Below are 13,396 nucleotides of genomic sequence, written 5' to 3' on the forward strand. Positions count from 1 at the left end.
AAACCACCTGACAAATTGTGAAATCAGGCTCGCCACCGCAGAAGCCGGGCTCGGCGAGACTGGTTGAGCGGCCTGGCATGCGCCGCTGCCTGGGTCAAAAGGCTGCCTGTTGACCCGCGAAATTCAAAAAGTGCTGCCTGGCCAAGGAGAAAAGATGGCATCCCGGGGGTCACGATCCGACATTCCCAGGCACAAAAGGCCGCGCATTATAACCAGCGTTGCGCCTTGAGGGGGGGACATGGTCTGTAGGCTCGATACCCGGATTGGTGGAGATAGAGGAAAAATCTGCTAACAATGCACACGGTGCGTATAACGGCAGCTAGGCCATAATGCGCGCCGAGATCAAAGGAGCTTCCTATGAGCAGCACTGCACAAACTGCTGAAGGCGAAAAAATTCTTATCGTTGACGACGATCCGGGGCTGAGCAGCCTGCTGGAACGTTTTTTCGTCAGCAAGGGCTACCGCGCCCGCACCGTACCGAACACCGAGCAGATGGATCGACTGCTGGCCCGTGAAGTTTTCAACCTGGTGGTGCTCGACCTGATGCTGCCCGGTGAAGACGGCCTGACAGCCTGCCGCCGCCTGCGTGGCGCCAACAACCAGATCCCGATCATCATGCTCACCGCCAAGGGCGACGAGCTGAGCCGTATCAAGGGCCTTGAACTGGGCGCCGACGATTACCTGGCCAAGCCGTTCAACCCCGACGAGCTGATGGCCCGCGTCAAGGCGGTGCTGCGTCGTCAGTCGGCGCCGGTACCTGGCGCGCCGGGCAGCGAAGACGAAAGCGTGACCTTCGGCGACTATGAGCTGTCCCTGGCCACTCGTGAGCTCAAGCGCGGCGATGAGGTGCACATGCTCACCACGGGTGAGTTCGCCGTGCTCAAGGCCCTGGTGATGAACGCCCGCCAGCCGCTGACCCGCGACAAACTGATGAACCTGGCTCGTGGTCGTGAATGGGATGCGCTGGAGCGCTCCATCGACGTGCAGATTTCCCGCCTGCGCCGGATGATCGAGCCTGATCCTTCCAAGCCGCGGTATATCCAGACGGTCTGGGGCGTGGGCTACGTGTTCGTGCCGGATGGCGCCGCCAGCAAGTGATCGGCGATTTGTAGGAGCGGGTGGCCTGGAGGGTTGAAATGTCTTCTTCCAGGCGACTCGCGGTCTGTCATGTGCGAGCATCGCTCGCTCCTGCAAGTGTGTAGCGGTTATTCATGAAAACCCCCGTTTGGTTCCCCCAGAGCTTCTTCTCCCGCACCCTCTGGCTGGTGCTGATCGTCGTGCTCTTCTCCAAGGCACTGACGCTGGTGTACCTGCTGATGAACGAAGACGTGCTCGTGGACCGGCAGTACAGCCACGGCGTGGCCCTGACCCTGCGGGCTTATTGGGCGGCGGATGAAACCAACCGAGCGAAAATAGCCGAGGCGGCGACGCTGATCCGCGTCGTCGGCGCCGGTGTGCCGGAGGGTGAGCAGCACTGGCCCTACAGCGAAATCTATCAACGCCAGATGCAGGCCGAACTGGGCGCCGATACCGAGGTGCGATTGCGCATGCACTCGCCGCCGGCGCTTTGGGTGCGGGCTCCGAGCCTGGGGGATGGCTGGCTGAAAGTGCCGCTGTACCCGCATCCGCTGCGCGGCCAGAAAATCTGGAATGTGCTTGGCTGGTTCCTGGCCATCGGCCTGTTGTCGACGGCATCGGCCTGGATCTTCGTCAGCCAGCTCAACCAACCGTTGAAACGCCTGGTCTACGCGGCCCGCCAACTGGGCCAGGGCCGCAGCGTGCGGCTGCCCATCAGCGATACACCCAGCGAGATGACCGAGGTCTATCGCGCCTTCAACCAGATGGCCGAAGACGTCGAGCAAGCCGGGCGGGAACGTGAACTGATGCTCGCTGGCGTATCCCATGACCTGCGCACTCCGCTGACCCGGCTACGGTTGTCGCTGGAGTTGATGGGCGAGCACACCGACCTGACCGACGAGATGGTTCGCGACATCGAGGATATGGACGCGATTCTCGACCAGTTCCTGGCGTTCATTCGCGACGGTCGTGACGAGTCGGTGGAAGAGGTGGATCTCAGTGAGTTGGTGCGGGAAGTGGCCGCGCCCTATAACCAGAACGATGAGAAAGTGCACCTGCGCCTGGAACCGATCCAGCCGTTCCCGTTGCGCCGTGTGTCGATGAAGCGTTTGCTGAACAACCTGATCGGCAACGCCCTGAACCATGCTGGCACCGGCGTTGAAGTGGCGGCCTATGTCTCCGGTGACACCAGCGCGCCTTACGTGGTGTTGAGTGTCATGGACCGTGGTGCTGGTATCGATCCCTCGGAGCTGGAAGCCATCTTCAACCCCTTCACTCGCGGCGACCGCGCCCGGGGCGGCAAGGGCACGGGGTTGGGCCTGGCCATCGTCAAGCGCATCGCCTCGATGCACGGCGGCAATGTCGAACTGCGCAACCGCGTTGGCGGCGGGCTGGAAGCGCGGGTGCGCTTGCCGTTGGGGTTGATGCTGCCGCGGGATGCGGTGTAGCCATCCCAGTCTGGCTGAGACCCGTGGAGGAGCCTGTGGGAGCGAGCCTGCTCGCGATGGCGGTATATCAGTCACATCGATGCTGACGGACCCACCGCTATCGCGAGCAGGCTCGCTCCCACAGTTGTTGTTCTGACTTAGCCTTTACCCTTGGTCCGGGTCATGTTCGGCCCGCCATTCTTTTCCAGGTGCTCGATGATGATCCCCGCCACGTTCTTGCTCGTGGTGGTCTCGATGCCTTCCAGGCCCGGCGAGGAGTTGACCTCCATCACCAGCGGTCCGTGGTTGGAACGCAGGATATCCACGCCTGCCACCGCCAGGCCCATGACTTTTGCCGCGCGCAGGGCGGTCATGCGCTCTTCCGGGGTGATCTTGATCAAGCTGGCACTGCCACCGCGATGCAGGTTGGAGCGGAACTCACCGGGCTTGGCCTGGCGTTTCATCGAGGCAATGACTTTGTCGCCGACCACGAAACAGCGGATGTCCGCGCCACCGGCTTCCTTGATGTACTCCTGGACCATGATGTTTTGCTTCAGGCCCATGAACGCTTCGATCACCGACTCCGCCGCCGTTGCGGTTTCACACAGGACCACGCCAATGCCCTGGGTGCCTTCCAGCACCTTGATCACCAGTGGTGCGCCGTTGACCATCGCAATCAGGTCGGGGATGTCGTCGGGAGAGTGGGCAAAACCGGTGACCGGCAGGCCGATCCCGCGTCGTGACAGCAACTGCAGCGAGCGCAGCTTGTCCCGGGAACGGGCGATGGCCACCGACTCGTTGAGGGGAAACACGCCCATCATTTCGAACTGGCGCAACACCGCGCAGCCATAGAACGTTACCGATGCGCCGATGCGCGGGATCACCGCATCGAACCCTTCCAGCGGCTTGCCACGGTAATGGATCTGCGGCTTGTGGCTGGCAATGTTCATGTAGGCGCGCAGGGTATCGATCACCACCATTTCATGGCCTCGTTCGGTTCCGGCTTCAACCAGTCGACGAGTGGAATACAGACGCGGATTACGCGACAGCACAGCGATCTTCATGCAACACCTGTGGCAGAGGTAGTGGACACCGGGAATGCCGGCTTGTCTTGAACGTATTTGGTACCCGGATTGACCACCAGTTGGCCGTCGATCAAGGCTTTGGAACCCAGTAACAGGCGATATCGCATGGATTTTCGGCAGGCAAGGGTGAATTCGACTCGCCAGATCCGGTCACCCAGCGCCAACGTGGTGCTGATCACGTAGCGGACCTGAGCGTGGCCGTTGGAACTCTTTATGGTCTTGCGGGCCACCAGCGGAGCTTCGCAGCGACGATGGCGCAACTGCACCACGGTGCCGAGGTGCGCAGTGAAGCGAACCCACTTTTCGCCATCGCGCTCGAACGGCTCGATGTCGGTGGCATGCAGGCTGGAAGTGCTGGCACCGGTGTCGATTTTTGCCCGCAGGCCCACGACTCCCAGATCCGGGAGCGCCACCCACTCGCGCAGACCGACAACGGTCAAATGGTCAAAAGTCTTCAATAAAAAAACCTGCGATCAGTACATCGGATCGTGGACTCCGCGAATCGCGGTATTCACGCAGAATAATCACAAAATGGCGACAGTTATCTACGCACTTGTTTGTGCTTGTAACCGATTCCGACCCAAGGGATGCGTATGGCGTCGGTTTTGGCGGGCATTCTATCTGTCGCGTCGGATTCGTGCGCCCGACAAAAACGGTAGTACAGTTCCGGCTATTGGCAGAAAGAGGAATGGCAGTGGCACAAAAAAACGCAGAGGACGACAAGGTCCGTCTCGATAAATGGTTGTGGGCGGCGCGCTTCTACAAGACGCGGGCCCTGGCCAAGACCGCCATCGAAAGCGGCAAGGTTCATCACCGGGGAGAGCGTTGCAAGCCGGGCAAGGAACCACGTATCGGCGACGAATTTGTCATCCGCACCGGGTTCGATGAAAAGACCGTGGTGGTCGAGGCCCTGTCGATCGTGCGTCGCGGCGCACCTGAGGCACAGGCCCTGTATCGCGAAACCGAAGCCAGCATCGCCAAGCGCGAAGCCGCCGCCGCGCAACGCAAGGCCGGCGCCCTGGGCGTCAGCACCGATGGCAAACCGAGCAAGAAGCAGCGCCGGGACCTGTTCAAGTTTCATGGCAGCAATAGCGAATAAAGCACTGGCCATTTGAGGTCAGAGTACCCGTGGCGAGGGAGCTTGCTCCCGCTCGGTTGCGCAGCGACCGTAAGATTTTGGGGCCGCTGCGCAGCCCAGCGGGAGCAAGCTCCCTCGCCACAGTGTGTCAGGCCCACACATTCAGATGAGTTGGCAGCGCCTTCCCGTCAGGCCAGCCCAAGCCTTGCTTGGAACCCACCCCGAATGCCCATAAAATGCCCGCTATCATTTGTCATCACCGCAGATACCAGACCCTATGACTGATTTACCGGATACCGACTACACCCAACGTTTCATCTTCGATGACAGCGACGCCCGTGGCGAGCTGGTGGCGTTGGAGCGTAGCTACGCCGAAGTCCTCGCCAAGCACCCCTATCCGGAGCCGGTCGCGCAACTGCTCGGCGAGCTGATAGCGGCTGCGGCGCTGCTGGTGGGCACCTTGAAGTTCGATGGCTTGCTGATTCTCCAGGCACGTTCCGAAGGGCCGGTCCCGCTGCTGATGATCGAATGTTCCAGCGAACGTGAGATCCGTGGCCTGGCCCGTTACCACGCCGAGCAGATCGCGCCCGACGCGACCCTGGCCGACATGATGCCCAATGGCGTACTGGCCCTGACGGTCGACCCGACCCATGGCAAGCGTTACCAGGGCATCGTCGATCTCGACGGCGCGACCCTGGCTGAATGTTTCACCAACTACTTCGTCATGTCCCAGCAGACCAATACCCGCTTCTGGCTCTACGCCGACGGGCGGCGCGCTCGCGGTTTGCTGCTGCAACAACTACCCGCCGATCGCCTGCGCGACCCGGAAGAACGTGACGCCAGTTGGCAGCACATTACCGCTCTGGCCAGCACCCTGAGCGCCGATGAGCTGCTGGGCCTGGACAACGAAACCGTGCTGCATCGCCTCTATCACGAGGAGCAGGTACGCCTGTTCGACGGCCAGCCGTTGCGCTTCGAATGCAGCTGCTCCCGTGAACGTTCCGGCAATGCGCTGGTCAGTCTGGGTCTGGAAGATGCGCAGCAACTGGTGATCGAGCATGGCGGCGCCATCGAGATCGATTGCCAGTTTTGCAACGAGCGCTACCTGTTCGACGCGGCGGACATCGCTCAATTGTTCGCCGGTGCGGGTGTCGACACACCGTCAGATACTCGTCACTAAAACGATTCAGCGCAGGTAAATCTCCTGGCAAACGCCGGATTTACGCCGTACTGACCGGAGGGCCCTACTTTTTTTGGGCTTTTCTGGCATAATCCGGCCCACTTTTTTCGGGTAGTAGTGCGCGACTTCCTACTACAAAACGTTTGGAGCACTCGGCCACGGGCCGACGGGGAATCTCATGACGCAAGCCAATAACGCCGTGTACACCGATCTGAGTGTCGATGATCTGGTCAAAGAAGCCCTGAATCGCGGTGAAGGCGAGCTTGCCGATACTGGCGCTCTGGTTGTTCGTACCGGTCATCGTACCGGTCGCTCGCCAGTCGACCGTTTCATCGTAGAAGAGCCAACCACCCAGGACGCCATCGCCTGGGGCCCGATCAACCGCAAGTTCCCGGCCGACAAGTTCGATGCCCTGTGGAACCGCGTCGAAGCCTACCTGGGCGAGCGCGAGCGTTTCGTCTCCCACGTGCATGTAGGTTCCGATCCTGCGCACTACCTGCCGGTCAAGATGACCACCGAAACCGCCTGGCACAACCTGTTCGGCCGTTGCCTGTTCATCAACCCCGAGCAGTACAACGCCGGTGGCAAGGACGAGTGGCAGATCCTCAACGCACCGAACTTCGTTTGCGAGCCTGAGCGCGACGGCACCAATTCCGACGGCACCGTGATCATCAACTTCGCGGCCAAGAAAGTGCTGATCGCCGGCATGCGCTACGCCGGTGAAATGAAAAAAGCCCTGTTCTCCGTGCAGAACTTCCTGCTGCCGGCTGTTGACGTGCTGCCGATGCACTGCGCCGCCAACATGGGCGAAGAGGGTGATGTGACCCTGTTCTTCGGCCTGTCGGGCACTGGCAAGACCACTCTGTCCGCCGATGAAAGCCGTTACCTGATCGGTGACGATGAACACGGTTGGGGCGTGGGCGTGGTTTTCAACATCGAAGGCGGCTGCTATGCCAAGTGCATCGACCTGTCCGAGAAAAACGAGCCGGTGATCTGGAAGGCCATCCAGCACGGCGCCGTACTGGAAAACGTCGTCCTGGACCCGGTCACCAAGAAAGCCGACTACGCCGACGACAGCCTGACCCAGAACAGCCGCGCTGCTTACCCACGTGAGCTGATCGAAAAACGCGCGCCGAAAAACCTCGGTGGCGAGCCAAACGCCGTGATCTTCCTGACCTGCGACCTGACCGGCGTACTGCCGCCAGTCTCGATCCTCAGCGAAGAACAAGCCGCCTACCACTTCCTGTCCGGCTACACCGCACTGGTGGGCTCGACCGAAATGGGCTCGGGCAGCGGCATCAAGTCGACTTTCTCCACCTGCTTCGGCGCTCCGTTCTTCCCGCGCCCTGCCGGTGAGTACGCGGAACTGCTGATCAAGCGTATCCGTGGCTTCGGCTCCAAGGTCTACCTGGTCAACACTGGCTGGACCGGTGGCGGCTATGGCGTTGGCAAGCGCTTCAACATCCCGACCACCCGTGCGGTGATCGCGGCGATCCAGAGCGGCGCGCTGATCGGTGTTGAAACCGAACACCTGGACATCATCAACCTGGACGTGCCACTGGCTGTACCGGGCGTCGAGACTGGCCTGTTGAACCCGCGCAACACCTGGGCCGACAAAGCTGCCTACGACGAAGCGGCCAAGGCATTGGCCGGCCTGTTCATCGAGAACTTCAAGAAGTTCGACGTGAGCGACGCGATCAAGGCGGCAGGTCCGCAGTTGTAAGGTTTGGTTGGTGAATGAAAAACCGCCCTTCATGGGCGGTTTTTTTATGGCCGGCTATTTACTCGTACATGGTATGGAAGCTGCCATTATTCCTGCTGAAATCGGGCCAAGCAGTGCCACTTGAGACCGCCCGGTTAGCTAAGCTGCTTCCACTTCCCGCGTATCCCATCGTTGTGCCTTGATCGCCTTGTAAAGCATGCCGATGGTTAACGGTATCTTGTTGCCACGGCCCTTGGCCCTGCGCTTTTGAAACACATCAAACCCTTCAGGCTGAAAATAGCGGTACGCGTCGTAATCGATCAGCTCGAGGGCGAACCGCTCCTCCAGCGCCTCCATCAAATGACGGGCGTCCGCGCCATCGCAACCCAAGTCGAGATTGATCGCAGTTTCCAGGCGAATCGTCTTGCGTTCAGGCAGGCCGATTTCTTCGTGAAGCAACTCCATGAGCTGGCGCATGGTGTGATCGTCGGGGAAGTCTGGGGCGAGGTGCATGGCGAAGTTTCCGGAGGGGATGGCGCGCGTCTGTACAGAGGGAAAGTTTAGGGGGAAATCGCTGCGCATTGGAAAAGAAGAAAGATCTCACAGCAGTCTCGGAACCGTCTGCTGAGTAATCCTTTGGTCGCCCGGTAAGGTTCGCCACGCCCTTTCAATGGGGTAATGGCTACCGAGCAAGGACGAAGCATGACGAAAGGAAAGGGCAGTGTTCCGCAGGTCTGGGAGCATTACGGTGGCGATCGGGGCTACAGGATCCTGCGGGACATGACGCCCAGCGAACTGGCGAAAAGAGGCGCCGATCAGCAGGCCTATGAGGACATGCTCGCCAGGCAAGCGGCGTACATGAGCAAGCGTCTGGCCCAGGTGCGCGAAGAGCAACCCTCCGACATGAAGGGCTGCGTATTTGCAAAGTCCTGCAAGCTGCCTGATTCCGTTATCGACTACCACAACCCGACCGGTTACATCCCGACTGAAGCCCTGAGGGACTACGGCCAGTTTACCTTGTTGGGTGGACGTCAAGCCGATGAGTCAGGGCGCATTCAGCTTAAGAGCATCAGCGGGTCGTTACCGGCAAGCTTTGGCACGTTTGCCTTGGGTCGGACGCCGCCGGTTTCCCTTGGTATGGCGGCCGGGGCTGCTGGCGCGGTCACCGCTCCTGTGGCGGCGGGTGTGCTGATCGGCCTGATGGGGTTGCTGATGCCCACGAACCTGGGTGACGGTTCGTTGTACACCGAAGAGCAACTGCGCTCCCTGGAGCAGGCACGTACGCGGGTGCGGTTGCATATCGAAACCCAGACCGATGGCACGCTCAAGGGGTACGGCTACAACACCCAGGCGCGACGTGACTGGGAAATGATTCCGGTGGTGACGTTCCAGGTTCGCGGCGAGCAGCAAGTGGCGGACTTTGGCGATGGGGTCGAGTTGATCTGGACGCCGGCGGTCGATGCATCCGCGACGTTGGGCATCCCGGCGCTGGAGGCCGCGCCACAGGCGCCGCACATCTGGATTTTTCCGCCAACGCCTGCGGCGGACAGCATCATCGTCAACCCGATCTATCCACCGGAGTACAAGGATTTCATTCTTGTGTTTCCGGCGGATTCTGGGGTTCGGCCGATTTATATTGTTCTGAGTGTTCCGGGGGATCATAAATACTATAAAGCTCCAGAAAAATTGATTGCCTTTCCGGATGCGGTACGCGCTGACCGTAAAACTCGGGTTAAAGGTGGTGGTGCCCTCAGAAAACGCTGGAAAACACTTAAAGGAACTATCTTTGAGTGGGATTCTCAGCACGGGACGGTTGAAATGTATAACAAGCGTGGTTTACACCTTGGTGAGTATGATTCGACTACAGGCGAACAAACCAAACCCGCAGATAAAGCCAGGAGCGTTGAGCCATGATCTATATAGTTGAAGCCTTTGATAAAAAAACCGGTTTCTTTGCTTTTGAAGAAAAAATACCCGAAGGTCATGATGAGGATTTAAAAGAGATCATGGGCTGGACTAGCGAGCAACAGGGTTGGGAGGGTTATGATCTTACAAGATCTCAGCTTGATGCGTTAGAAGTCATATTGGGGAGAAATATTTACGATCCAATTTATATTTTTCAACTTAGCTGTAATGACTACGCGTAGTCAGCATGTGGAGCGATTTTTTAAGTATGGCTGCTTGAGTTGGAATGAATGCGGTTCAATAAGTCGATAGGATACAAAGAGGATGAGGAGTACTTCGAGGGCTTCAAGGTTCGATGAGCTTTCTGTTGTTGGGCTTTTATCCAGGTAAGGATGAGTTGGTATTTGAGGAGAGTATTGGCTTATCGGTAGAGGACTTGAAGACAGTGATGCAATGGGTGGGCAGCAACGATCACATTGGTGCGGACTTTAGACTTTCTGCAGCACAGGTATTAGAAATCGAGCGGTTGGCATCGTTGGTTTTCCCTCAGGGACTGGATCTTTATTTAACGTCCTATGGCTGACCACTAAAGCTCAAACTGCCAGCCCTAATTCTTCTGGCTACGACTTCCAGCACTTCGCTGCAGACTGTCCTCAGTCAACCATTGCTCCAGGAACGCGCCGCGAAGCCGCCTCAAGGTCCATCAGCCCTCTGCCATAGGCTTCGCTGTTGGCGTAGATCCCTGTGCGGTTGGCTGTCGCCAGCAGGTGTTCGCGCACTTGTTGTGGGCCGAGTTGTGGATAAAGGCTTTGCAGGGCCGCCAGTGCGCCACTGACCAGGGCTGTGGCTGGGGAGGTGCCGGCGGTTTGCATGTAACGACCATCCTTGCCTACCGTGAGCAAGCCTGCCTGTGCACCTGCGTCGCCGCCGGGTACGGCGATGCACCACGCCGCCGCGACGCCGCAATAGTTGGATTTTGCGTTAATGGCGCTGCCGTCGTTTTTCAACGCCACCACCGCGATCCAGCCTTTTTCCAGTTCCGGCAAGGCGACCGGCAGTCCTGGCTCGGCCAGGGGCTCGCGTTTGAGCTCGTTACCGGTGGGAAAGACAAACACGGCGCCGTCCGCGACCAGCTTTCGAGCAACGGCCAGGGCGTCGGGCATTACTTGGTTGTAGCGCGCTTCGTTTATTTCGGTGGCGGGAATCGCGTTGGCCCATGAGTTGTTGAACAGCCGGGCACCCTTGTCGAAGCCGCTTTGCCAGGATTGGGCAATTTCGCTGTCGAAGAAGAACGGCTCGTTGTCATCGCCAAAGCGAAAGGGGATCAGTCGGGCATTGAACGCGATGCCATGCATGCCCTGGTGGTCCTTGTTGGCGGCGAGTATGCCGGCCATTTGCGTACCATGGCCGACGCGGTCAATCGTACCTGGACGGTTTTCGACGTAATCGAACCCGGGATCACTCAGCCTGCCTTCGAATTCCTCCAGGCTGGCGTCGAGCCCCGAGTCGATCAGCGCCACGGTTACGTCCTGGCCCGTGCCGCCGCGTGCATACAAGGCCGAAGCCTTGACCACCGCCAAGCCTCTCTGTGCGTGATATTCCGGAGTTTCAAACACGGCCGGTTCCACGCCAGGTTGCCCTGGAGTTGCCAGGCAACCGGACAGAAGGAAGGCTGACGTTATCGCCAGGGCGCATAGCGCGAGAAATGGGTAGGGCATCGTTCATTCCTTGAACAAGTTTTGCACACCAGGCCTCCTGGCCTCGATGTAACGCCTGAATTGGACGCGTACCTTAACCCGCAAACTGAATGGGAACGAGATAGCAGAGAGCCCGGGGTTGTATCGCTTTGTGGCAAAGCCAAAGAACGCCGAGGCTGTATCATCCAGTATCGTTTTTGACCCCGACCTTTTCTCGACTCGCTGCGTTGGCCCGCTAGGCTTTGGGCATCGCAGCAGTCAAAGGAGCGACCGCGCATGCACAGCACCCTGGAACAGGTTTTCGGTTATCCACAGTTTCGTCCCGGCCAGGAGGCGGCCATCGGTGCCGTGCTTGCCGGTCGGTCGGCGGCGGCCATTTTCCCTACGGGCTCGGGCAAGTCCCTGTGCTATCAATTGCCGGCCCTGTTATTGCCGCACCTGACCGTGGTGGTCTCGCCGTTGCTGGCGCTGATGCAGGACCAACTGGCGTTCCTCAAGCGCCACGGTATCGCGGCGGCGAGTATCGATTCGGCCCAGGGCCGTGACGAAACCAGCGACGCCATGGCGCGGGCCCGTTCGGGTGGGTTGAAGATCCTGATGATTTCCGTGGAACGCCTGAAGAACGAGCGTTTTCGCAATTTCCTGCAGCAGGTGCCGATCTCGTTGCTGGTGGTGGACGAGGCTCACTGTATTTCGGAATGGGGGCATAACTTTCGACCTGACTACCTCAAGCTTCCCGATTACCAGCATCAGTTCAACATTCCCCAGGTATTGCTACTGACGGCCACCGCTACACCCAAGGTCATCGCCGACATGCAGGCGAAATTCGCCATTGCCGCCACTGATGTGGTGACGACCGGTTTCTACCGGCCAAACCTCAATCTGTTGGTCGAGCCCGTGCGGGGTGCCGACAAGCGCGCGCGGCTGGTGCAATGGCTGGGCGAGCGTGCCGGGCAACCGAGCATTGTCTACGTCACCTTGCAGCGAACCGCCGAACAGATTGCCGAGCATCTGGGCCGGCACGGTATCGAGGCCGAGGCCTATCACGCCGGTTTGCCCCATGAACAACGCGAAGCCATCCAGCAGCGCTTCATGGGCGGGCGATCCAATTGTATCGTCGCGACCATCGCGTTTGGCATGGGCATCGACAAGAGCGATATCCGCAACGTCGTGCATTTCGACCTGCCCAAGTCCATCGAAAACTACAGCCAGGAGATCGGCCGTGCCGGGCGGGATGGGCAGCCTTCCGATTGCCTGGTGCTGGCCAATCGCGACAGTCTCAACGTGCTGGAGAATTTTGTGTATGGCGATACGCCGGAGCTCGCCGGCATTCGTTGCGTGCTCGACGAACTGAAGGCCGCCGCCCCCGATGGGCAATGGGAATTTTTGCTGGGACCACTGGCGGACCAGAGCAACATCCGGCAACTGCCGCTCAAGACGTTGTTGGTCCAGCTGGAGCTACGCCGGCTGATCGCGCCGCGCTATGCCTATTTCGCGGAGTACCGCTTCAAGTTCCTGGTTGAGCCGCATGAACTGCTGGAGCGCTTCGAAGGCGAGCGAAGGGACTTCGTCTCGGCCATCATCCAGACTTCCAGTCGCGCCCGGACCTGGGCCACGGTGAATTTCGACGGGATGTACCAGCAGTATCACGCTGAGCGTAATCGCGTGGTCAAGGCGCTGGATTATTTCCAGGAAAAGGGCTGGATCGAGCTGGAAAGCAAACAGATGACCGAGGTGTACAGCGTGCTGGAAGCGGACCTGGATGCGCAGGTCTTGAGCGCCGAGCTACATGCCTATTTCACCCGGCACGAGCACAGTGAAATCGCGCGGATCCACGCCATGCTCGAATTGTTCGCCACCGACCATTGCTTGGGTTATCGCCTGGCGCAGTATTTCGGCGACGACAATGCGCCACGCCAGTGCGGTCACTGTTCTGTGTGCCATGGTCATGTCGCGCGCCTGCCAGAGCCGCCTGCGTTGCCGGCGCTTGTGGATAAAAACTTCGAGGCGCTGTGTGGTGACTTTATCCACAAGCATGAGCAGCACAGCGGCAGTGTGCCGTCTGCCGAACGCCTCACCCGCTTCCTGTGTGGGATCAGTGTGCCGTTGTTCACTCGCTTGAAGGCGCGGACGATCCGCGGATATGCCGCACTGCAAGAGTATCCGTACGCGCAGGTTCGCCAATGGACTCAAGCGCACCTGTGAGCTGCATCCATCCGCTGAATGCCCTTCATCACACGAATAA

At 59.5% G+C, this 13,396-nt stretch carries 13 protein-coding genes; 9 read left to right on the forward strand and 4 right to left on the reverse strand.

From position 1 onward, the window contains the following. Positions 1-357: 357 nt before the first annotated feature. Positions 358-1,098: a two-component system response regulator OmpR gene (gene ompR, locus DTP52_RS03760; RefSeq protein WP_003196691.1), complete on the forward strand. Its 741-nt coding sequence runs from the start codon at positions 358-360 to the stop codon at positions 1,096-1,098. Between the two features lie 113 nt (positions 1,099-1,211). Next, positions 1,212-2,525 carry an ATP-binding protein gene (locus DTP52_RS03765; RefSeq protein WP_003196694.1) on the forward strand — a complete coding sequence of 438 codons (1,314 nt, stop codon included), beginning with the start codon at positions 1,212-1,214 and terminating at the stop codon, positions 2,523-2,525. Between the two features lie 137 nt (positions 2,526-2,662). Here DTP52_RS03765 and rimK read toward each other — a convergent pair whose 3' ends face one another. Further along, a complete protein-coding gene (gene rimK / locus DTP52_RS03770) occupies positions 2,663-3,568 on the reverse strand; it encodes a 30S ribosomal protein S6--L-glutamate ligase (protein ID WP_003196697.1) in 906 nt (301 codons plus the stop codon). Next, positions 3,565-4,029, reverse strand: a complete 465-nt coding sequence (locus DTP52_RS03775) for an ATP-dependent zinc protease (protein WP_176689599.1) — start codon at positions 4,027-4,029, stop codon at positions 3,565-3,567. The genes rimK and DTP52_RS03775 overlap by 4 nt, the downstream gene beginning before the upstream one ends. A 254-nt stretch (positions 4,030-4,283) precedes the next feature. Here DTP52_RS03775 and DTP52_RS03780 point away from each other — a divergent pair, with 254 nt between their 5' ends. The 3 genes from DTP52_RS03780 (at position 4,284) to DTP52_RS03790 (ending at position 7,570) form a co-directional block, all read left to right on the forward strand. Beyond that, on the forward strand, positions 4,284-4,688 hold the full coding sequence (locus DTP52_RS03780; protein WP_109752348.1) for an RNA-binding S4 domain-containing protein: 405 nt from the start codon (positions 4,284-4,286) through the stop codon (positions 4,686-4,688). A gap of 256 nt (positions 4,689-4,944) precedes the next feature. Then, positions 4,945-5,847, forward strand: a complete 903-nt coding sequence (hslO, locus tag DTP52_RS03785) for an Hsp33 family molecular chaperone HslO (protein ID WP_109751922.1) — start codon at positions 4,945-4,947, stop codon at positions 5,845-5,847. A gap of 178 nt (positions 5,848-6,025) precedes the next feature. Then, the gene (locus tag DTP52_RS03790; RefSeq protein ID WP_109751923.1) at positions 6,026-7,570 is read left to right on the forward strand and encodes a phosphoenolpyruvate carboxykinase; all 1,545 of its coding nucleotides are present in this window, start codon (positions 6,026-6,028) and stop codon (positions 7,568-7,570) included. Between the two features lie 138 nt (positions 7,571-7,708). Here the strand turns inward: DTP52_RS03790 and DTP52_RS03795 are convergent, their stop codons facing one another. After that, positions 7,709-8,062 (reverse strand): DUF1493 family protein, encoded by a 354-nt coding sequence (locus tag DTP52_RS03795; RefSeq protein ID WP_109751924.1) that lies wholly within the window; start codon positions 8,060-8,062, stop codon positions 7,709-7,711. Positions 8,063-8,251: 189 nt separating this feature from the next. Between DTP52_RS03795 and DTP52_RS03800 the strand changes: the two genes are divergently transcribed. The 3 genes from DTP52_RS03800 to DTP52_RS03810 all read left to right on the forward strand — a co-directional run bounded on the left by DTP52_RS03800 (position 8,252) and on the right by DTP52_RS03810 (position 10,037). After that, complete coding sequence (locus tag DTP52_RS03800) at positions 8,252-9,463, forward strand: colicin E3/pyocin S6 family cytotoxin (RefSeq protein ID WP_109751925.1); 1,212 nt, start codon at positions 8,252-8,254, stop codon at positions 9,461-9,463. Further along, positions 9,460-9,696 (forward strand): hypothetical protein, encoded by a 237-nt coding sequence (locus tag DTP52_RS03805; protein ID WP_109751926.1) that lies wholly within the window; start codon positions 9,460-9,462, stop codon positions 9,694-9,696. The genes DTP52_RS03800 and DTP52_RS03805 overlap by 4 nt, the downstream gene beginning before the upstream one ends. Before the next feature lie 113 nt (positions 9,697-9,809). Next, on the forward strand, positions 9,810-10,037 hold the full coding sequence (locus tag DTP52_RS03810; protein WP_109751927.1) for a hypothetical protein: 228 nt from the start codon (positions 9,810-9,812) through the stop codon (positions 10,035-10,037). Positions 10,038-10,107: 70 nt separating this feature from the next. On the opposite strand, the gene DTP52_RS03815 is transcribed toward DTP52_RS03810, so the two are convergent. Continuing rightward, a complete protein-coding gene (locus DTP52_RS03815; RefSeq protein ID WP_109751928.1) occupies positions 10,108-11,172 on the reverse strand; it encodes a S8 family peptidase in 1,065 nt (354 codons plus the stop codon). A gap of 255 nt (positions 11,173-11,427) precedes the next feature. On the opposite strand from DTP52_RS03815, the gene DTP52_RS03820 reads away from it, so the two are divergent. Next, the gene (locus tag DTP52_RS03820) at positions 11,428-13,356 is read left to right on the forward strand and encodes an ATP-dependent DNA helicase RecQ (protein ID WP_109751929.1); all 1,929 of its coding nucleotides are present in this window, start codon (positions 11,428-11,430) and stop codon (positions 13,354-13,356) included. Positions 13,357-13,396 lie beyond the last annotated feature (40 nt).

It is taken from the genome of Pseudomonas sp. 43mfcvi1.1, from assembly GCF_900115935.1.
GTDB classification, from domain to species: domain Bacteria; phylum Pseudomonadota; class Gammaproteobacteria; order Pseudomonadales; family Pseudomonadaceae; genus Aquipseudomonas; species Aquipseudomonas bijieensis.

Bases quoted from the DNA above. Each gene is read 5' to 3' on its own strand.
- hslO (WP_109751922.1), top strand. From the start codon at position 4,945: ATGACTGATTTACCGGATACCGACTACACCCAACGTTTCATCTTCGAT.
- DTP52_RS03810 (WP_109751927.1), top strand. From the start codon at position 9,810: ATGAGCTTTCTGTTGTTGGGCTTTTATCCAGGTAAGGATGAGTTGGTA.
- ompR (WP_003196691.1), top strand. From the start codon at position 358: ATGAGCAGCACTGCACAAACTGCTGAAGGCGAAAAAATTCTTATCGTT.
- DTP52_RS03800 (WP_109751925.1), top strand. From the start codon at position 8,252: ATGACGAAAGGAAAGGGCAGTGTTCCGCAGGTCTGGGAGCATTACGGT.
- DTP52_RS03765 (WP_003196694.1), top strand. From the start codon at position 1,212: ATGAAAACCCCCGTTTGGTTCCCCCAGAGCTTCTTCTCCCGCACCCTC.
- rimK (WP_003196697.1), bottom strand. From the start codon at position 3,568: ATGAAGATCGCTGTGCTGTCGCGTAATCCGCGTCTGTATTCCACTCGT.
- DTP52_RS03820 (WP_109751929.1), top strand. From the start codon at position 11,428: ATGCACAGCACCCTGGAACAGGTTTTCGGTTATCCACAGTTTCGTCCC.
- DTP52_RS03790 (WP_109751923.1), top strand. From the start codon at position 6,026: ATGACGCAAGCCAATAACGCCGTGTACACCGATCTGAGTGTCGATGAT.
- DTP52_RS03805 (WP_109751926.1), top strand. From the start codon at position 9,460: ATGATCTATATAGTTGAAGCCTTTGATAAAAAAACCGGTTTCTTTGCT.
- DTP52_RS03795 (WP_109751924.1), bottom strand. From the start codon at position 8,062: ATGCACCTCGCCCCAGACTTCCCCGACGATCACACCATGCGCCAGCTC.
- DTP52_RS03815 (WP_109751928.1), bottom strand. From the start codon at position 11,172: ATGCCCTACCCATTTCTCGCGCTATGCGCCCTGGCGATAACGTCAGCC.